We start from the raw sequence: 19,936 nt of genomic DNA, 5'->3' as shown, positions 1-19,936 counted from the left end.
TTAACCTTTAAGCTGAGCCAGGGCGCGGTAATCCGCTCCCAGCGTGGCCTGTAGAACCTCTTTCGGATAATCGTCGGTCACCACCGCTTCGCCCATGTGGCGCAGCAGCACCAGGCGCAAACGACCGTCGATTACTTTTTTGTCAATTGCCATGTGTTCGAGGAAATTGGCTGGCGTCATCTCTTCAGGCGGAATGACCGGCAACCCGGCGCGCTGGAACAGCCGAATGCCGCGATCACGCTCCTGCTCGCTGATCCAGCCCAGGCGCGAGGACATCTCTAGCGCCATCACGGTGCCGGCAGCCACAGCCTCGCCATGCAGCCAGACACCATAGCCCATGTGGGTTTCGATGGCATGACCGAAGGTGTGGCCGAGGTTGAGCGTGGCTCGCACACCGGTCTCTTTCTCGTCGGCACCGACCACCGCCGCCTTGGCCGCGCAAGAGCGTTCGATGGCGTAGGTCAGGGCTTGCTGATCCAGGTTGCGCAGGCGATCGACATTGTCTTCGAGCCAGGTCAGGAATGGCTCATCGCAGATCAGACCGTACTTGATGACTTCCGCCAGACCGGCGGACAGTTCGCGGGCCGGCAGGGTATTGAGCGAGGTCGTGTCGATCAGCACGACGTTCGGCTGATAAAAGGCGCCGACCATGTTCTTGCCCAGCGGGTGGTTGATTCCGGTCTTGCCACCCACGGAAGAATCTACTTGCGACAACAGCGTGGTCGGGACCTGTATGAAATCGACACCACGCTGATAGCAGGCCGCGGCAAAACCGGCCATGTCACCGATAACGCCGCCGCCAAGGGCAATCACTGTGGTGCGGCGATCGTGCCGGGCGGTCAACAGACCGTCGAAAATCAGTTGCAGGGTTTCCCAGGTCTTGAAAGCTTCGCCATCGGGCAGCACCACGGAAATCACCGAGAACTGCGCCAGACTGCGGGTCAGACGTTCGAGATAGAGCGGCGCAACGGTTTCGTTGGAAATGATCGCCACTTGCCGCCCGCGAATATGCGGGGCCAGCAGCTCAGGCTGATCCAACAAACCTTCGCCAATATGAATCGGGTAGCTGCGCTCGCCTAGATCGACCTTGAGTGTCTGCATGTGTCCCCACAGTGAAGATGGAATCAGGCGTCCTGCCTTGAATTAACGAATGTCCACGGCCCCTGCTGGTCTGACGCCGTCCGGTAGCCATCCGCCACAACCGATTGCGGTCATGGCAGGACGCCGAGGATAGCGCATTTCGTGCAGCGCTTTAACGGGGCGGCAATTGCTGCAGACGCTCCAGAATATCGAGCACGACCATTCGCGGTGGCCGCTCATCGGTTTCCACCACCAGATCGGCGATTTCCCGATAGAGCGGATCGCGGATCGCCAGCAGATCCCGAAGGGTCTTGGCCGGATCGGCGGTGCGCAGCAAAGGGCGATTGCGGTCACGCGAAGTGCGCCCGACCTGCTGCTCAACGGAAGCATGCAGATAAACCACGCGTCCGCCGGCGTGCAGTGCCCGACGATTGGCTTCGCGCATGACTGCGCCACCGCCGGTCGCCAGCACCACGCCGTCGTAATCGCATAGTTCGGCAATCATTGCCTGCTCGCGATCGCGAAAGCCCGGTTCGCCTTCTTTATCGAAGATCCATGGGATATTGGCGCCCGTGCGTAATTCAATTTCCTTATCGGAATCTTTGAATGGCAAGCGCAGCTCTTTGGCCAGCAACCGGCCGATGGTGCTTTTTCCAGCGCCCATCGGTCCTACAAGAATCAAATTTCGCACAGAATCAACGACTCACAGCAATCGCCTGGTTATTCATGATACGCGGAGTGAGAAACACCAACAGCTCGGATTTTTTCTCCGAAACCACGTCACGCCGGAAAAGGCGGCCAAGATACGGCACATCGCCAAGAAATGGCACCTTATCTACAACCTTGCTCTGAGTATTTGAGAAAACGCCGCCAATAACGATGGTCTCCCCGTCGTTGACCAGGACCTTGGCGTTGACTTCGTTTTTCTTGATCGGCGGCACATCCTGGACTTTGTTGAGGTAGTCCGGCTCGTCCTTGGTGACCTTCACTTCCATGATGATACGGTTATCCGGCGTGATTTGCGGCGTTACTTCCAGCGACAGCGAAGCCTCCTTGAACGACACGGAAGTGGCGCCGCTGGAACTGGCTTCCTGGTAAGGAATCTCGGTGCCCTTGAGGATCTTGGCCGTTTCCTTGTCGGACGTGACCACCTTGGGCTGCGAGACAATTTCGCCGTTACCGGTTTTCTCCATGGCTGTCAGTTCAAGGTCCAGGAGGACATTGTCGGTGATGAAGGCAATGCCGATACCCGAGGTATTGTTGACCGCCCCCAAATCGACGAACGGCGAGTTGGTGCTGGTGCTACCCGGTGTACCGATGGTCGATGACGAATTGGCACCATTGCTGACCCCCGAAGTATTCCAGTTGCCTTTATTCTGGATCGAGCCACCCCAGCGCACGCCAAGACTCTTGTCGTAATCGACGTTGGCTTCGACGATTCGGGCCTCGATCATCACCTGGCGCACCGGAATATCCAGTTGCGCCACGATCCGCCGCAGCTCATCGAGCCGGTCCTGCGTCTGGTAGGCAATGATGTTGTTGGTGCGTTCATCAACGGTGATTGATCCACGTTCGTCGACTTTCGCTTCGGCACTGGTTACCGACTGGAACAGCTTCGAGATATCGGCTGCCTTGGCGTAATTGACCTGAAGCAGCTCCCGCCGCAGCGGTGCCAGATCGGCGATCTGTTTCTGCGACTCCAGTTCCTGACGCTCTCTTGCGGCGATTTCATCGGCCGGCGCCACCAACAGGACGTTACCAATCTTGCGCTTGTCCAGCCCCTTGGTCTTCAACACCAGGTCCAGCGCCTGGTCCCAAGGCACGTTTTGCAGGCGCAATGTGATGCCACCCTGCACCGTGTCACTGGCCACCAGATTGAGATTGGTGAAATCGGCGATCAATTGCAGTACCGAGCGCACATCGATGTCCTGGAAATTCAGCGAGAGCTTTTCGCCGCTGTAGGCGTAGCGGTCGGCATTGCGCTTTTGCAGGTCGTCGACGGTCATCGGGCGGATGCTGACGGTCAGCTTGTTGTCGGTCTGGTAAGTCGAATAATCGAAGGCGCCGCTGGGCTCGATGGTGATGGTGGCTCTGTCGCCGGTGACATTGGCATTGACGAACTGCACAGGCGTGGCGAAATCCTTGACGTCCAGGCGTACTCGCAACGGTTCGGGCAGACGGGTCCTGGCGAAACCGAGAATGATCTTGCCCTCGCGCTCCTGTATGTCGGGCGCAATGGAAGGGTCCGACAGATCAATCACTACATTGCCTTCTCCTTGCGTGCCACGCTGAAAATCCACTCCGCGTATGGCTTTGCTTGCCGTCGCAACCGGGCGTGCCGGGGTCGGGGCGGCAGTGGTAGTGGCAACCGGCCTGCGAGTCGCGCTTTTGACACCCTGCCCAACCACTACAAACAGATTATTTCCTTCGATTCGGGTGTCGTACGGCGTCAGCTGGGTCAAATTGATGATCAGCCGCGTACGATCCTTGGCCTCGACCACGGTTGCGCTGCGGGCGTTACCCGCCCCCAGGTCACGAGTCTTGCTGGCCAGTTGGCTGACCACACCTGGCAGGTCGAGTGCGATCCGTGCTGGCGACTCAGTGGTGTACCCATGGGGAGCCGGCGGTGGCTCATCGAACGCCAGCTTCAACTCGACGCGGTCGCCCGGCAGTGCAGCGACATCGAGCGCTTTGAGGTTGGCCGCTTGTACCATCGGCGACAGCAACGCTATCCATAGCGACATTCCGAGGGTGGAGAAAATCCTGTTCATTTTTCGAATCCCACTATGAGTGCTCTTTCAAAGGGATGGTCCGCGGCCTTTCCAGCCAGGCACCCTGGCCATCCGGGACGATTTCGACCACATCGACCTGGGCGCTGCTGATGGCGACTATCCGGCCTTCGTTGCGCCCCAGGTAATCGCCGACCTTCAGCCGATGCACTCCGCCAGCCCCGCGTAACAATGCAAAGGAGCCAGCCGCATTGGAAATTGTGCCGACCATTTCAAACTGCTCGATATTGAATCCCTCGAGGTACTGCTTGACCCGGTTCGGGTCCGGCTTGACGTTGCGCGACCCGTGTTTCTGACCGGCCAGGTCGATTCTGACTTGCCGGGAAAACGGGCTGCGCAGGTTGGCAGCGTTGTAGGTGAATGTCGGGTAAGACCGGAATGTGGGCGTTGGTTCAATCTTCCCCGGTGCTCGCAGACGCATTTCGTTCATGTAGGCGTCCAGGTCGCTGAAGTCTTCGCCACTGTTACAACCGCCGAGCACGACCAGCAACATCGCCATGCAAAGTCCGCGAACAAGGCTCATTGCTGCAGCCCTTTGTCGTTGTAGCGGTAGGTCTTGGCCAGGATGCTCATGCGCAGTTTCGGCCCGCCGTCAGGGTTGGCCGGGGCCAGGTCGAAATCGTGCAGGGTGACGATGCGCGGCAGACCGGCTACACCGCTGACGAACGTCGCCAGGTCGTGATAAGCGCCGGTGACGGTAATCTGGATCGGCAATTCGATGTAGAACGGCTGGGTCACCTCCGGCAGCAGTTTGATTTCTTCGAATTCCAGGCCACTGCCCAGACCGGTGCGAGTGATGTCTTCCAGCAGACCGGGCACTTCGGTATCACTGGGCAATTGCCGCAGCAGCACGCCAAAGGAGTTTTCCATCTCTTTCATCTGTTGCGTGTAAAGCTCGAGGTTTGCCGCCATGTGCGCCTTGGTGGCGAACTGCTCTTTGAGGGTCGACTCTTCCTCACGCTTGAGATCTAGCTGATTCTCAAGCTCGCTGGTGGACATGCTGTAACCCAGCGACAACACCAGAACCATCAGCAGCACACCCACCAACACCTTGATCGCGGGCGGCCAGGAACCGATATTGCTCGTATCCAGTTCGTTTATATCGATCTTGCGCAGCCCTTCGAACCATTCAGACGGAGTCATTTCCCGCCCTCCACCGCAGCCGGCTGGGTCTGCCGCACGCTCAACTGAAAGACGTTGGCTTGATCCAGTTGTCCGGCAGTGGTCGCTTTCACCTCGGTCAGGCTGGGGGCATCAAACCAATCGGAGGCATCCAGGTTGCGCATCAAATCGGATACACGATTGTTCGACTCTGCCGCACCGGTGATCGACAAGGTCTTGCCTGACATTTTGACTTCAGTGAAATACACCCCATCCGGCAGGGTTCGCGCCAGCTGATCAAAAATCCGCCCGCTAATCGGCCGGTTGCCCTGCAAGTCCTGGATGATCCGCATGCGCTCGACCAGTTGCTGACGGCGAGCCTTGAGCTCACTGATCTGCTTGATCCGCTCGTCGACCACGACAATTTGCTTGCCGATGTAATCATTGCGCGCAATCTGACGGTTGATGGCACCGTCGATGGCCTGATTGGCGATCAGCACAGCGCCTGTCGATCCCACCAGCACGCCGACCAGAGTCAGCAGAAAGCGTTTGCGACGTTGCTCGCGCAGTTCTTCCCGCCAAGGTAAAAGATTGATCCGTGCCATCAGTCGAAACTCCTGAGGGCCAGCCCGCAGGCAATCATCATGGCCGGGGCATCGCTGGTCAGGGCCGCGGCATTGACCTTGTTGCTCAGGGTCATCTCGAAAAACGGATTGGCTACCTGCGTCGGCGTGCCCAATTGCTGCTCGATCAATTGGTCCAGCCCCGGAACCGAAGCGGTCCCGCCTGCCAAAAGGATCTGATCAACGGAGTGGTACTGACCGGAAGCAAAGAAAAACTGCAACGAGCGGGATACCTGCTGAACCAGAGCTTCGCGAAAAGGCTGCAACACTTCACGCTCATAGTCGTCAGGCAGCCCGCCCTGCTTCTTCGCCCGCCCCGCCTGTTCAACGGTCAGGTTGTAGCGACGCTGGATTTCCTCGGTCAGTTGTCGCCCGCCAAACAGTTGTTCGCGGGTATAGATGATCCGCCCTTTGTGCAGCACGCTCAGGGTGGTCATGGTTGCGCCGATATCGACCACCGCTACCAGGCGCTCCTTCGACGCCGCCAACTGATTGGCCAGCAAGCCGAACGAACGTTCCAGCGCGTAGGCTTCGACATCAACCACCCGTGCAGTCAGGCCGGCGAGGGTCAATGCCGCTTCGCGAACCTCGACGTTTTCCTTGCGACAGGCGGCGAGCAGCACATTGACCCGCTCGGGGTTACGTGTCGACGCGCCCTGGACTTCGAAATCGATGGCGACTTCATCCAGCGGATAAGGGATGTACTGATCGGCCTCGATCTTGAGCTGGCTTTCCATCTCGTCATCGGAAAGCCCCGCATCCATTTCGATAGTCTTGGTGATCACCGCCGAGCCGGCCACGGCGACGGCGACGTTCCTGACATTGGTTCTGGCCTTGACCAGTACGCGGGAAAGGGCCTGGCCCACACCTTCGAGCTCTGCGATGTTTTTCTCGATAACCGCACTGGCAGGCAGTGGCTCGACCGCGTAGGCCTCCACCCGGTAACGGTCGCCCTGACGGCTCAGCTCCAGGAGCTTCACCGAAGTTGAGCTGATGTCGATCCCTAAAAGCGTATTGGCTTTTTTGTTGAAGAGTCCTGGCACTAGCAATTCCCTATGACTATCCGTGAGTTACGGACTCTGTAATGTGTATTGCGTTCCCTCCGCCCGTCTTGACAGCTGCCGTCAATGACGCCTGCGGCGGAAAAATGCTTATAATGCCCAGCGTTTTTTTTCCGCTTTCTCAAGCGCGGGTCGTTCGCCTTTAGCCTGAACCCTGATGCCTAATTCATTTTTTGCCCTGGATATCCAAAAGCCTTGATTCGTCTGCTGAAATTTTTCGGTTGGTCCATCGTCGCGGTTTTCTGCGGACTGCTTCTGGGTCTGAGCGGGGCGTTTCTTTACCTTAGCCCCGGATTGCCGTCCGTGGAGGCTTTGAGAAGCATTCAGTTGCAGATTCCATTGCGGGTCTACAGCAGCGATAACAAGTTGATCGCAGAATTTGGCGAAATGCGCCGTACCCCGATCAAGTTCGCCGACATTCCACCCAATTTCATAAATGCGTTACTAAGTGCTGAAGACGACAACTTCGCCAACCATTACGGCGTCGACCCCAGCAGCCTGATGCGCGCGGCGACCCAACTGGTCAAAAGTGGCCACATCCAGTCCGGCGGCAGCACCATTACCATGCAGGTAGCGAAGAACTTCTTCCTGACCAGCGAACGCAGCTTTTCCCGCAAGACCACGGAAATCCTCCTGGCGTTGCAGATTGAACGCCAGCTGACCAAGGACGAAATCCTTGAGCTGTACGTCAACAAGATCTACCTGGGCAACCGTGCCTACGGTATCGAAGCTGCCGCGCAGGTGTATTACGGCAAGTCGATTCGCGACGTCAGCCTGGCGCAGATGGCCATGATCGCCGGCCTGCCCAAGGCCCCGTCTCGTTTCAACCCGTTGGCCAACCCGGCCCGCAGCAAAGAGCGGCGCGACTGGATCCTGGGGCGCATGTACAAACTGGGCAAAATCACTGAAGCCGATTACACCGCGGCGATCAACGAACCGCTGAACGCCAGCTATCACGTGCCGACACCGGAAGTGAACGCCCCTTACATCGCCGAGATGGCCCGCGCCGAAATGGTCGGCCGCTATGGTAGCGACGCCTATACCGAAGGTTTCCGCGTCACCACTACCGTGCCCAGCAACCTTCAGGAAATGGCCAACACCGCCCTCCACGAAGGCCTGATGACCTACGACCAGCGTCACGGCTACCGAGGCCCTGAATCACGCCTGCCGGGCAAGACCCGCGAAGCCTGGGCCACCGAACTGACCAAGCAGCGCACCATCAGCAGCCTTGAGCCGGCCATCGTTACCCAGGTCGACAAGACCGGGCTGCAGGTGCTGACCCGCACCGGACAGGAACACGTCAGCTGGGAAACCATGAAATGGGCTCGCCCTTTCCTGAACACCAACAGTATGGGACCCAATCCGAAGCAGCCGTCGGATGTCGCCCAGGTTGGCGACTTGATCCGTGTACAACGCCAGCCGGACAATTCGCTGAAGTTCAGTCAGGTTCCCCAGGCTCAGGGTGCGCTGGTGTCCCTCGATCCACAAAATGGCGCGATCCGCTCTCTGGTGGGTGGCTTTGCCTTTGAGCAGAGCAACTACAACCGCGCACTGCAGGCCAAGCGCCAGCCCGGGTCGAGCTTCAAGCCATTCGTGTACAGCGCTGCGCTGGACAATGGCTACACCGCCGCCAGCCTGGTGAACGATGCGCCGATCGTTTTCGTCGATGAGTACCTGGACAAGGTCTGGCGCCCGAAGAACGATACCAACACCTTCCTTGGCCCGATTCGTTTGCGTGAGGCGCTGTACAAGTCGCGCAACCTGGTATCGATCCGCTTGCTGCAAGCGATGGGCGTCGGCAAGACCATCGACTACATCAGCCGCTTCGGCTTCAACAAGCAGGATTTGCCACCCAACCTGTCGCTGGCACTGGGCACCGCAACGCTGACGCCGATGGAGATCGCCACCGGTTGGGCCACGTTTGCCAACGGTGGCTACAAGATCACTCCTTACATCATCGACAAAATCGAAAGCCGCAACGGCGACACGCTTTTCGTCGCCAATCCGCCCAGCGTGCCGAAGGGCGGCGCAGCCACCGACGGCATTGCCGCGCCAGTTGCCGAAGCTTTCACGGTCAACGCAACGCCGAGCGATGCCATGAACGCACAACCGACACCCCAAGCACCGGCGGTGGCTGAACGCATTGTTGATGGCCGCACGACCTACATCCTCAACAGCATGCTCGAGGACGTTATAAAACTCGGCACCGGGCGTCGTGCGCTGGCCTTGGGTCGCAGCGACATCGCGGGTAAAACCGGTACCACCAACGAATCCAAGGACGCCTGGTTCTCCGGTTACAACGCCGATTACGTGACCACCGTCTGGACCGGCTTCGACCAGCCTGAAAGCCTGGGGCGCAAGGAGTTTGGCGGCACCGTAGCCCTGCCGATCTGGATGAACTACATGGCCGCCGCGCTCAAGGACCTGCCGCCGCATACGCAGCCAGAGCCCGAAGGCATCCTCAGCTTGCGAGTCGACCCGATCAGCGGCCGCGCCGCCACTCCAGGCACGCCGGGCGCCTACTTCGAGCTGTTCAAGGCCGAGGACACGCCACCGTCGATGAACGAGCTGGGTAACGGCATTACGCCGGGCAGCCCGCTGCCGGCGGATGAAGCGGCGCCGATCGATTTGTTCTGATTTCAGCGCCAACAGAAAGCCCTGCCTTCGTGAAAGTGCGGGGCTTTTTTGTGCCTGCAGGATTGATCGTTCCCACGCTTCGCGTGGGAATGCAGCCAGGGACGCTCCGCGTCCCATCCAGAGCCGAACGCAGAGCGTCCGCAGAGGCATTCCCACGCGGAGCGTGGGAACGATCACCCGCCAGACACAAAAAAGCCCCGACTCAAAACGAGCCGGGGCTTTTCGGTTGAAGCGCTACAACGACTTAGCCGTTGAACACGTCATCCACGCTTTTGAGCGGGTAGTTCTTCGGATACGGCAGGGTTGCCACACCGGTCTCGATTGCGGCTTTAGCCACGGCATCGGAGATCAGGGTGATCAGACGCTTGTCCATTGGCTTCGGAATGATGTACTCACGACCGAATTCCAGCTTGATGCCGCCGTAGGCGTCGCACACTTCCTGAGGTACCGGCAGTTTGGCCAGTTCGCGCAGGGCGTTGGCTGCTGCCACTTTCATTTCTTCGTTGATGCGCTTGGCGCGAACGTCCAGGGCACCACGGAAGATGAACGGGAAGCCAAGTACGTTGTTGACCTGGTTCGGGTAGTCCGAACGGCCGGTGGCCATGATCACGTCGTTACGGGTGGCATGGGCCAGTTCCGGGGAGATTTCCGGATCAGGGTTCGAGCAAGCGAACACGATCGGGTTAGGCGCCATGGACAGCAGGCCTTCAGCGCTCAGCAGGTTCGGGCCGGACAGGCCGACGAACACGTCAGCACCTTGCAGTGCATCAGCCAGGGTGCGCTTTTCGGTCGCGTGAGCGAAAACAGCCTTGTACTGGTTCAGGTCGTCACGGCCGGAGTGGATCACGCCGGTACGGTCGATCATGTAGATGTTTTCGATATTGGCGCCCATGCTCACCAGCAATTTCATGCAGGAGATGGCGGCAGCACCGGCGCCCAGGCAGACGATCTTGGCTTGCGGCAGGGTTTTGCCGGCGATTTCCAGGGCGTTGATCATACCGGCTGCGGTCACGATCGCGGTGCCGTGCTGGTCATCGTGGAATACCGGGATGTCGCACTGTTCGATCAGAGCGCGTTCGATCTCAAAGCACTCAGGTGCCTTGATGTCTTCCAGATTGATGCCACCGAAGGTGATGGAGATACGCTTGACGGTGTCGATGAAGGCTTGCGGGCTTTCGGAGTCGACTTCGATGTCGAAAACGTCGATGCCGGCGAAGCGCTTGAACAGCACGCCTTTACCTTCCATCACTGGCTTGGAAGCCAATGGGCCGAGGTTACCCAGGCCGAGAATCGCGGTGCCATCGGAAATGACTGCAACCAGGTTGCCTTTGCCGGTGTATTTGTAGGCCAGTTCAGGATCGCGGGCGATTTCGCGTACTGGTTCGGCTACGCCGGGGCTGTAGGCCAGCGACAGGTCGCGGGCGGTAGCGGTGGCCTTGGTGAGCTCGACACTCAGCTTCCCTGGACGAGGATGGGCGTGATATTCGAGAGCGGCAGTTTTCAGATCAGACATTTTGGCATTCCGCTTTTACTGTTGGACAGACTGGTCAGCGAGGATACGCGCCTCGCAAAATCCCCACAAGACTGACCGGTCACCCCTGTCAAGCGCCCGGCCATACGACTTTGGCCCAAGAGCCACGGAACACAAGGGATAGACTGTTCACAATCGATAGAAAAAATGTCTACAATTTTTTATCAATGTGCCACTTGCAGCATCGCCGGATCGGTCAGCGGCAACACCCAGCGCGCCTGACCCTCCTTGAGACCGCCACGACGGGAACGGTCCAGCACCCAGCCACGCGCCTCAATCTGCTTGCCCTTGAGACTTTCCAGCGAGGCCACATCGAATCGGGTCAGCAAGTTGGGTGCAACGCGCAATACAACCGAGTCCTGCAACTCGATCCAAATCCCGCCACGATTGCGCTGAACCCTGCTCACACGGCCACTGAGCAGAGCGAATCCGGAAACGCTGATTTGATCCGCCTGCAACACGGGCGACTGGCGCCACACGCCGAGTCCGGAATGGCGGGCACTGCGTTCCGCTGCCTGCTGACAGTCGATCAGATCGGTATTCGGCGCGACTGCCACGAGAAACCCCAGGCCTTCGGCGAGCATTTGCGCTTCGAGGTTGGCGCCGTCGGCACCATAGACATGGGCCAACGTCCGGCCATAGCGGTCTTTGCTTTCTTTGCCGGGCCGCAGGCCGACTCGCCCATCACTCGCCGCCACCAAATCTTCCAGGCGTTTTCGTGCAGCGACGGCGAACGGCTCGTCGGAGCGCCCTTTCTTGCCCAACTCCGGCGTATTCAAGCCGATCATGCGCACATTGCGACCATCGCTCAGGCGCAGCGTGTCGCCGTCGACCACTCGCTGGACTGCGACCGATGTCAGCCCGGCCGGAGCCGGACAAAAGGCCTGGGCCGCTGAGAGCCAAATCGCAGACAGAAAAAAGGCGCCCGCAAGGGACGCCTTTTTCATCAGCATGGAAAAACCGCAACGGCCTCCCAAGTTGATCGGCCTTAGGCCTTTTTCGCGCCGAAAGCACCGAAACGGTCTGCGAAGCGCTGAACGCGGCCGCCAGTGTCCAGAGTCTTCTGCTTACCGGTGTAGAACGGGTGGCATTCGTTGCAAACGTCGATCGCCAGGGCTTTGCCGAAGGTCGAACGGGTTTCGAACTTGTTGCCGCAGCTGCAGGTAACAGCAACTGCTGGGTATTCTGGATGGATATCAGCTTTCATGGTGTTTTCCTCAGGCTAGCGTGCCGCCACCCAACACTATTGTTGAATACCGCACGTAATTAGGCCGCGGATTCTACCAGACAATGCCAATCACGCAAGCTGTCCCTCAAACCGGTCGTCTGCTAGGCTCGCGGCCTGCTACTTCACCCCTACATCGAGAAAACGCGTGCCCGACGCCATTCTGCGCCTCGCCCTGCCTTCGCCGCTGCGCCGCCTGTTCGACTACCGCGCTCCGGCTGGCGTGCGGCGCGAACAGTTGCACCCCGGCATGCGCCTGCGAGTGCCATTTGGCCGTCGCGAGATGATCGGGATCCTGGTGGAAGTCACTGACACCAGCGAAGTGCCAGCGGAAAAACTCAAGCCCGCGCTGGCCCTGCTCGACGCCACACCACCACTTCCCCCGGCGTTATTCAAGCTGTGCCTGTGGACCTCCCAGTATTACCAGCACAGCCTCGGCGATACCTTGAGCTGGGCCTTGCCCGTATTGCTGCGCCAGGGCGAACTGGCCGAAGCGCGGCAGGAACGCTTCTGGTCTGCCGCGCCGGGTGCGAGTCTCGATGACCCGCGTATCGCCCGCGCCCCGCGCCAGCGTGAAGCTTTGGCGACACTGGCGCAGCACCCCCATGGCGTCGCCCATCAACTGCTGAGCAAGCTGATGCTGAGCAAAGACAGCCTGGATTTGCTGCTGGCCAAGGATCTGGTGCAAGTTGAAATCCGCCGCCACGCACCTGGTGTCCGCCATGAACACTGGCTGGCCCAGCCCGAATTGCCGCTCAACGCGGAACAGCGTGCAGCGTACGAAGCGATCCGCGCCGGGTTCGACAGTTATCACGCTTTTCTGCTGGCCGGTGTCACCGGCAGCGGCAAGACCGAAGTCTACTTGCAGCTGATCCGCGAGACCCTTGAGGCCGGCAAGCAAGCGTTAGTGCTGATCCCGGAAATCAATCTCGGTCCGCAAACCCTGGCGCGATTCGAGCAGCGCTTCAATGCGCGCATCGCGCTGATCCACTCGGCGGTCAACGACCGCGAACGACTTGAGGCCTGGCTCGCCGCCCGAGATGGCGAAGCCGACATTATTATCGGCACCCGCTCGGCGCTGTTCACACCGATGAAAAACCCGGGGCTGATCATCATCGACGAGGAGCATGACGGCTCCTATAAACAGCAGGAAGGCCTGCGCTACCATGCCCGCGACCTGGCATTGGTGCGGGCACGGCAGGAAAACATCCCGATCGTGCTCGGCTCGGCCACGCCCTCTCTGGAAAGCCTGCACAACGCCTATACCGGTCGCTACGGCTTGCTGCGACTGAATGAACGCGCTGGCGGTGCCAAGCAACCGCGCTTCCTGCGCCTGGATGTGAAGAGCCGTCCGCTGGACAGCGGCATTTCCGGGCCGATGCAACAAGCCATCGGCCAGACCCTGGCTGCCGGGCAGCAGGTGCTGGTGTTCCTCAATCGCCGAGGCTTTGCGCCGACCCTGCTTTGCCATGACTGCGGCTGGATGTCCGAATGCCAACGCTGCGACGCACGCATGACCGTGCACCAGCGTTACGGCGAACTGCGTTGCCACCATTGCGGCTATGTCGAACGCGTACCCCGCCAATGCCCTAAGTGCAACAAGGTCGACTTGCGCCCGGTGGGTGCCGGCACCGAACGGGCTGAAGAGCGCCTGGCGATCCTGTTTCCGGACTATCCGGTCCTGCGGGTCGACCGCGACAGTACCTCACGAAAGGACGCGATGAACCAGTTGTTCGCGACCATCCAGAAAGGCCAACCGTGCATTTTGATCGGCACGCAAATGCTTGCCAAAGGTCATCACTTTCCGCGAGTGACGCTGGTGTCGATTCTCGACGCCGACGGCGGGCTGTTCTCCGGCGACTTCCGTGCCAGTGAACGCATGGCGCAATTGATTGTTCAGGTCGCGGGCCGCGCAGGCCGTGCCGAAGAACCGGGCAAGGTGATCATCCAGACGCATCTTGCTGACCATCCGTTGTTGATCCAACTGACCGAACAGGGCTATTTCGCCTTTGCCGAACAAGCCTTGAGCGAACGCCGCGCAGCGGGCTTGCCGCCGTTTGCGCACCTGGCGTTGCTGCGCGCCGAAGCGCATAAACCAGGGCAAGCGGAAGGCTTTCTCGATGAGGCGTGCAGCGAGGCCGAGCGCCTGCTGATCGAACAGAACCTGACCGGCATCGAGCTGCTGGGCCCGGTGCCAGCGCCGATGGAGCGCCGGGCAGGGCGGTATCGCGCGCAGTTGCTGTTGCAGGCGACCGCCCGGGCGCCGCTGCATCGATTGCTGGCCAGTTGGTTGCTGGTACTGGAGCAGATGCCGAGTGGGCGTGCGGTGCGCTGGTCTTTGGATGTTGATCCAGTCGATTTGTATTGATGGCAACTGTGGCGAGGGAGCTCGCTCCCGCTCGACTGCAAAGCAGTCGTAAATATGGCACCTCGAGCCGTTCAGTGAGACCGCGGGGCCTGAATTCAGGGCCGCTCCGCGCCCCACCGGGAGCAAGCTCCCTCGCCACAGGTTAATCGTCTGCCGTAAGTCCGCAATGAACCTACAATGGTTGGCAAGCCCGCTCCGGCAACGGATAATGCCCAGTTTTTCCACCAGCGCATGATGCGCCCGCCGCGCCAGCGGTCGAAAGAGAAGACCATGAAAGACACCATTCGCCAGCTGATCCAACAAGCCATCACCCAACTCGTCAACGAAGGTGTGTTGCCTGAAGGCCTGTCGCCGGCGATCCAGGTGGAAAACTCGCGCGACAAGAAAAACGGCGATTTCGCCAGCAACATCGCCATGATGCTGGCCAAACCGGCGGGAATGAAACCGCGCGACCTGGCGGAAAAAATCATCGCCGCGCTGCCGGCCGACGAAAACGTCAGCAAGACCGAAATCGCCGGTCCCGGCTTCCTGAATTTCTTCCAGAACACCGATGCCCTGGCCTCACGCCTCGACGTGGCCCTGGCCGATGGCAATATCGGCGTGCGCAAGGCTGGCCCGCTGCAGCGCACCGTGGTCGACCTGTCGGCACCGAACCTGGCCAAAGAGATGCACGTCGGCCACTTGCGCTCGACCATCATCGGCGACGGCGTGGCTCGCGTATTGGAGTTCCTGGGCGACACCGTGATCCGTCAGAACCACGTCGGCGACTGGGGCACCCAGTTCGGCATGCTGATGGCGTACCTGCAGGAAAACCCGATCACCAGCGACGAGCTGTCGGACCTGGAGAACTTCTACCGCGCCGCCAAGCAACGCTTCGACGAATCCGCAGAGTTCGCCGACCGCGCCCGCGGCCTGGTGGTCAAGTTGCAGGCTGGTGACGCCGACTGCCTGGCGCTGTGGACCAAGTTCAAGGACATCTCGCTGTCGCACTGCCAGAAAATCTACGAGCTGCTCAACGTCAAACTGACCATGGCCGACGTCATGGGTGAAAGTGCCTACAACGATGACCTGATCAACGTGGTCAACGACCTCAAGGCCGCCGGCATGCTGGTCGAGAGCAACGGCGCGCAATGCGTGTTCCTTGACGAGTTCAAGAATGCCGATGGCGACCCGCTGCCGGTGATCATCGTCAAGGCCGACGGCGGCTACCTCTACGCCACCACCGACCTGGCGGCCGTGCGCTACCGCAGCGGCACACTCAAGGCTGATCGCGCGCTGTACTTCGTCGACCAGCGTCAGGCCCTGCACTTCCAGCAAGTGTTCGCCGTGGCGCGCAAGGCCGGCTTCGTGACCCATCCGATGGAGATGGAACACATGGGCTTCGGCACCATGAACGGCGCCGATGGCCGTCCGTTCAAGACCCGAGACGGTGGCACCGTCAAGCTGATCGACCTGCTGACCGAAGCCCAGGAACGCGCCTACACCCTGGTGAAAGACAAGAACCCCGAGCTGGCCGAAGCCGAGTTGCGCAACATCGCCAAGGTGGTGGGCATCGGTGCGGTGAAATACGCCGACCTGTCCAAGCATCGCACCAGCGACTACAGCTTCAACTTCGACCTGATGCTCAACTTCGAAGGCAACACCGCGCCGTACTTGCTGTACGCCTACACCCGCGTGGCCGGTGTGTTCCGCAAACTCGGCAAGGACTTCAGCGAAGTCGAAGGCCAGATCGTGCTCGAAGCGGCCCACGAACACGAGCTGGCAGCGAAACTCGCGCAGTTCGGCGAGATCCTGAACAACGTGGCTGAAAAAGGCACGCCGCACATCCTCTGCACCTACCTGTACGACGTCGCCGGCCTGTTCTCCAGCTTCTACGAGAACTGCCCGATCCTCGCCGCCGACACCCCGGCACAAATGCAGAGCCGTCTGCGCCTCGCCGCGCTGACCGGTCGCACTCTCAAGCAAGGCCTGGAACTCTTGGGCCTGGAAACACTGGAGCGCATGTAAGTTGGCTGCCAAGAAAAAACCTGCACCCAAACGTGGCGCCAGCCGTTACCAAGCTCCAGCGAAGCAACCGATCCCGGGTTGGTTGTGGATGGCCATCGGCCTGACGGTCGGTGCATTCATCGTGTTCCTGATGAAACTGGAGCCGGGCAAAGGCAGCGATACGGTCAAGCGCGAGAAGGTCGAGCAACAGCAGAAAGCCAGCAAGATTGCCGAGGCCAACAAGACTCCGCCGAGCCCGACGCAACCGGTAAAGCCGAAATACGACTTCTACACCCTGCTGCCGGAATCGGAAGTCATCGTGCCGCCGGATGCCGTGCCGGAGAAAACCCTGCCGACGCCACAAGTGCCAGCCATTCCCACCACGCCGGTGACCCCGGCCGAAGCGGCGAAGATCGACACCGCCCGCGCCCAGGCAGCTCTGGCCGGCATTACGCCGCCACCCGCGCCACCTGTCACCAAGGCCGCGCCGGTAACCAAGTTCTTCCTGCAGGCCGGTTCGTTCCGCAAAGAGACTGATGCGGACAAGGTTCGGGCGCAGATCATCCTGCTCGGCCAGGCGGTGGCGGTGGAATCGGGAACGGTGAAAGACGAAACCTGGTACCGGGTACTGGTCGGACCGTTCAGCAATCGCGAACAACTGACCACTGCACAGAAACAACTGGCCGGCGCCGGGTTCAGCAACCTGCTGTTACAACAACGCCAGAGCCGCTAACGCCGTGTTCGATCGTTCCCACGCTCTGCGTGGGAACGCCTCAAGGGACGCTCCGCGTTCCAGCGCCGGGAGGGACGCAGAGCGTCCCGGGCTGCATTCCCACGCAGAGCGTGGGAACGATCACGCTAAACACCGCTCGTCCCCTCTCCCGTCCCGCAGTTGAAATCCACTCCACCACCCCCATATGAAGGGGCATAAGGCATTTTCGCCCCGCTGCGTGGAGACTCTTCCCTTGACCACCATCGTTTCAGTTCGCCGCCACGGCAAAGTCGTCATGGGCGGCGACGGCCAGGTTTCGCTTGGCAACACCGTGATGAAAGGCAACGCGAAAAAAGTTCGTCGCCTGTACCACGGCCAGGTCATCGCCGGTTTTGCCGGTGCCACCGCTGACGCCTTTACCCTCTTCGAACGCTTCGAAGGCCAGCTGGAAAAACACCAGGGCCATCTGGTCCGCGCCGCTGTCGAGCTCGCCAAAGAATGGCGTACCGACCGTTCCTTGAGCCGCCTCGAAGCCATGCTCGCCGTCGCCAACAAAGACGCGTCCCTGATCATCACCGGCAACGGTGACGTGGTTGAACCCGAAGACGGTTTGATCGCCATGGGTTCCGGCGGCGCCTACGCTCAGGCAGCCGCCAGCGCGCTGCTGAAAAAAACCGATCTGTCGGCCCGGGAAATCGTCGAGACCGCCCTCGGCATCGCCGGCGACATCTGTGTATTCACCAACCACACCCAGACCATTGAGGAGCAGGACTGCGCCGAGTAAGCCCGTGCAGGCCATCGCGCCACGGCTCATTCTTGCTTGAGGTCCGCTAAATACTATGTCCATGACTCCCCGTGAAATCGTCCACGAACTCAATCGCCATATCATCGGCCAGGACGATGCCAAGCGCGCCGTCGCCATTGCCCTGCGCAATCGCTGGCGCCGGATGCAGCTGCCCGAAGAGCTGCGCGTCGAAGTAACGCCGAAGAACATCCTGATGATCGGCCCGACCGGTGTCGGTAAAACCGAGATCGCCCGGCGCCTGGCCAAGTTGGCCAATGCTCCGTTCATCAAGGTCGAAGCGACCAAGTTCACCGAAGTCGGCTACGTTGGCCGTGATGTCGAGTCGATCATTCGTGACCTTGCCGATGCGGCCATCAAGCTCTTGCGCGAGCAGGAAATCGTCAAGGTTCGCCACCGCGCCGAAGACGCCGCCGAAGAGCGCATCCTCGACGCCCTGCTGCCGCCGGCGCGCATGGGCTTCAGCAACGACGACACCCCGACAGCCGATTCCAACACCCGCCAACTGTTCCGCAAACGCCTGCGCGAAGGTCAGCTGGATGACAAGGAGATCGAAATCGAAGTCGCCGAAATGGCCGGCATCGAGATCGCCACGCCGCCGGGCATGGAAGAAATGACCAACCAGCTGCAAAGCCTGTTCGCCAACATGGGCAAGGGCAAAAAGAAGTCCCGCAAGCTCAAGGTCAAAGAAGCGCTGAAACTGGTGCGCGACGAAGAAGCCAGCCGCCTGGTCAACGATGAGGAATTGAAGGCCAAGGCCCTGGAAGCGGTCGAGCAGCACGGCATCGTGTTCATCGACGAAATCGACAAGGTCGCCAAGCGCGGCAATTCCGGTGGCGTCGACGTGTCCCGCGAAGGCGTGCAGCGCGACCTGCTGCCACTGATCGAAGGCTGCACCGTCAACACCAAGCTGGGCATGGTCAAGACCGACCACATCCTGTTCATTGCCTCCGGCGCCTTCCACCTGAGCAAGCCGAGCGACCTGGTGCCCGAGCTGCAAGGTCGCCTGCCGATTCGCGTCGAACTCAAGGCGCTGTCGCCGGAAGATTTCGAGCGCATCCTCAGCGAGCCGCACGCTTCGCTCACCGAGCAATATTGCGCACTGCTGAAAACCGAGGGCCTGGGCATCGAGTTCCAGCCGAGCGGCATCAAGCGCATCGCCGAGATCGCCTGGCAGGTCAACGAGAAAACCGAAAACATCGGTGCCCGTCGCCTGCACACGCTGCTCGAGCGCCTGCTGGAAGAGGTGTCGTTCAGTGCCGGCGACCTGGCCAGCAGCCACGACGGCAAGGTCATCCAGATCGACGCTGACTACGTCAACAGCCACCTCGGTGAATTGGCGCAGAACGAAGACCTGTCCCGTTATATCCTGTAAGCCATGCGACCCCTTGTAGGAGCACAGCTTGCTGGCGATGGCGCATTTGAAATCGCCATCGCCGGCAAGCCGTGCTCCTACAGGTGGCTGACCATACGCCTACAGACGGATACCCGGTCATGATCCCCACCGACATCAAACTGCACAAAGCCTCGAAAACCCTGACGCTCAAATATGCGTCTGGCGAGGAATACACCCTTCCCGCGGAATTCCTGCGCGTGCACTCGCCTTCCGCCGAGGTCCAGGGCCACGGCAAACCCATCCTGCAATTTGGCAAGATCAACGTAGGACTGAGCAAGGTAGAACCGGCCGGTCAGTACGCACTTAAACTGACCTTCGACGACGGCCACGACAGCGGCCTTTTCACTTGGGAATATCTTTACGAGCTGGGGCGACGTCATAACGCACTCTGGGAAGATTATCTCGCAGAGCTCAAAGCCGCCGGAAAAACCCGCGACCCCAACGAATCTGTCGTCAAGCTGATGCTCTAGCCTGAGCCTCTTGCTCTTTAGAGGGCATTTTCTAATTTCATCTGTTTGAATGCTCCGCTTCAGCGCCGGTGATTGGCCTGCTTGCGAAAAAAATTAAACTCGGGTAACCAATGGAGCTGGCAAGTTCCCTGCAGTGTTCTCTGCGAACAAAAAGC

Annotated in this window: 17 protein-coding genes; 7 read left to right on the top strand and 10 right to left on the bottom strand. The window is 60.0% G+C overall.

Features of this window, described 5'->3' with window-relative positions:
* From aroB to D8U73_RS05465, 7 genes are all read right to left on the bottom strand, one after another.
* Positions 1–1,101 (bottom strand): 3-dehydroquinate synthase, encoded by a 1,101-nt coding sequence (gene aroB / locus D8U73_RS05495; protein ID WP_056852266.1) that lies wholly within the window; start codon positions 1,099–1,101, stop codon positions 1–3.
* A gap of 151 nt (positions 1,102–1,252) precedes the next feature.
* Complete coding sequence (gene aroK / locus D8U73_RS05490) at positions 1,253–1,771, bottom strand: shikimate kinase AroK (protein WP_056725695.1); 519 nt, start codon at positions 1,769–1,771, stop codon at positions 1,253–1,255.
* Between the two features lie 4 nt (positions 1,772–1,775).
* Positions 1,776–3,851 carry a type IV pilus secretin PilQ family protein gene (locus tag D8U73_RS05485; protein WP_130903903.1) on the bottom strand — a complete coding sequence of 692 codons (2,076 nt, stop codon included), beginning with the start codon at positions 3,849–3,851 and terminating at the stop codon, positions 1,776–1,778.
* A 13-nt stretch (positions 3,852–3,864) separates the two neighbouring features.
* The gene (locus tag D8U73_RS05480) at positions 3,865–4,392 is read right to left on the bottom strand and encodes a pilus assembly protein PilP (RefSeq protein WP_056852264.1); all 528 of its coding nucleotides are present in this window, start codon (positions 4,390–4,392) and stop codon (positions 3,865–3,867) included.
* Entirely contained in the window at positions 4,389–5,012 is a 624-nt protein-coding gene (gene pilO / locus D8U73_RS05475; protein WP_056852263.1) for a type 4a pilus biogenesis protein PilO, read from the bottom strand. Before pilO ends, D8U73_RS05480 begins: the two co-directional genes overlap by 4 nt.
* Positions 5,009–5,575 (bottom strand): PilN domain-containing protein, encoded by a 567-nt coding sequence (locus D8U73_RS05470; RefSeq protein ID WP_130903902.1) that lies wholly within the window; start codon positions 5,573–5,575, stop codon positions 5,009–5,011. The genes pilO and D8U73_RS05470 overlap by 4 nt, the downstream gene beginning before the upstream one ends.
* The gene (locus D8U73_RS05465) at positions 5,575–6,636 is read right to left on the bottom strand and encodes a pilus assembly protein PilM (protein WP_130903901.1); all 1,062 of its coding nucleotides are present in this window, start codon (positions 6,634–6,636) and stop codon (positions 5,575–5,577) included. The genes D8U73_RS05470 and D8U73_RS05465 overlap by 1 nt, the downstream gene beginning before the upstream one ends.
* Positions 6,637–6,849: 213 nt before the next feature.
* Between D8U73_RS05465 and D8U73_RS05460 the strand changes: the two genes are divergently transcribed.
* Positions 6,850–9,291: a penicillin-binding protein 1A gene (locus D8U73_RS05460; RefSeq protein ID WP_056852260.1), complete on the top strand. Its 2,442-nt coding sequence runs from the start codon at positions 6,850–6,852 to the stop codon at positions 9,289–9,291.
* Between the two features lie 244 nt (positions 9,292–9,535).
* Here the strand turns inward: D8U73_RS05460 and D8U73_RS05455 are convergent, their stop codons facing one another.
* The 3 genes from D8U73_RS05455 to rpmE all read right to left on the bottom strand — a co-directional run bounded on the left by D8U73_RS05455 (position 9,536) and on the right by rpmE (position 12,029).
* Positions 9,536–10,804, bottom strand: coding sequence for a malic enzyme-like NAD(P)-binding protein (locus D8U73_RS05455; RefSeq protein ID WP_056852259.1), 1,269 nt, complete (start codon positions 10,802–10,804; stop codon positions 9,536–9,538).
* A 182-nt stretch (positions 10,805–10,986) separates the two neighbouring features.
* Positions 10,987–11,775 (bottom strand): thermonuclease family protein, encoded by a 789-nt coding sequence (locus tag D8U73_RS05450; protein ID WP_130903900.1) that lies wholly within the window; start codon positions 11,773–11,775, stop codon positions 10,987–10,989.
* A gap of 35 nt (positions 11,776–11,810) precedes the next feature.
* Positions 11,811–12,029, bottom strand: coding sequence for a 50S ribosomal protein L31 (gene rpmE, locus D8U73_RS05445; protein ID WP_008047849.1), 219 nt, complete (start codon positions 12,027–12,029; stop codon positions 11,811–11,813).
* Positions 12,030–12,195: 166 nt separating this feature from the next.
* On the opposite strand from rpmE, the gene D8U73_RS05440 reads away from it, so the two are divergent.
* The 6 genes from D8U73_RS05440 (at position 12,196) to D8U73_RS05415 (ending at position 19,781) form a co-directional block, all read left to right on the top strand.
* On the top strand, positions 12,196–14,415 hold the full coding sequence (locus tag D8U73_RS05440) for a primosomal protein N' (RefSeq protein ID WP_056852257.1): 2,220 nt from the start codon (positions 12,196–12,198) through the stop codon (positions 14,413–14,415).
* A gap of 270 nt (positions 14,416–14,685) precedes the next feature.
* Positions 14,686–16,422 (top strand): arginine--tRNA ligase, encoded by a 1,737-nt coding sequence (gene argS / locus D8U73_RS05435; RefSeq protein WP_130903899.1) that lies wholly within the window; start codon positions 14,686–14,688, stop codon positions 16,420–16,422.
* 1 nt (position 16,423) lies between these two features.
* Positions 16,424–17,134, top strand: coding sequence for an SPOR domain-containing protein (locus D8U73_RS05430; protein ID WP_056852256.1), 711 nt, complete (start codon positions 16,424–16,426; stop codon positions 17,132–17,134).
* A 232-nt stretch (positions 17,135–17,366) separates the two neighbouring features.
* Positions 17,367–17,897: an ATP-dependent protease subunit HslV gene (gene hslV / locus D8U73_RS05425; protein ID WP_007975582.1), complete on the top strand. Its 531-nt coding sequence runs from the start codon at positions 17,367–17,369 to the stop codon at positions 17,895–17,897.
* 55 nt (positions 17,898–17,952) lie between these two features.
* The gene (hslU, locus tag D8U73_RS05420) at positions 17,953–19,290 is read left to right on the top strand and encodes an HslU--HslV peptidase ATPase subunit (protein ID WP_056852255.1); all 1,338 of its coding nucleotides are present in this window, start codon (positions 17,953–17,955) and stop codon (positions 19,288–19,290) included.
* 119 nt (positions 19,291–19,409) lie between these two features.
* Positions 19,410–19,781: a DUF971 domain-containing protein gene (locus D8U73_RS05415; RefSeq protein WP_130903898.1), complete on the top strand. Its 372-nt coding sequence runs from the start codon at positions 19,410–19,412 to the stop codon at positions 19,779–19,781.
* Positions 19,782–19,936 lie beyond the last annotated feature (155 nt).

Source organism: Pseudomonas sp. Sample_22, from assembly GCF_004307635.1.
In the GTDB taxonomy this organism is placed as follows: domain Bacteria; phylum Pseudomonadota; class Gammaproteobacteria; order Pseudomonadales; family Pseudomonadaceae; genus Aquipseudomonas.
This window is presented reverse-complemented; position numbering and strand designations above follow the sequence as displayed.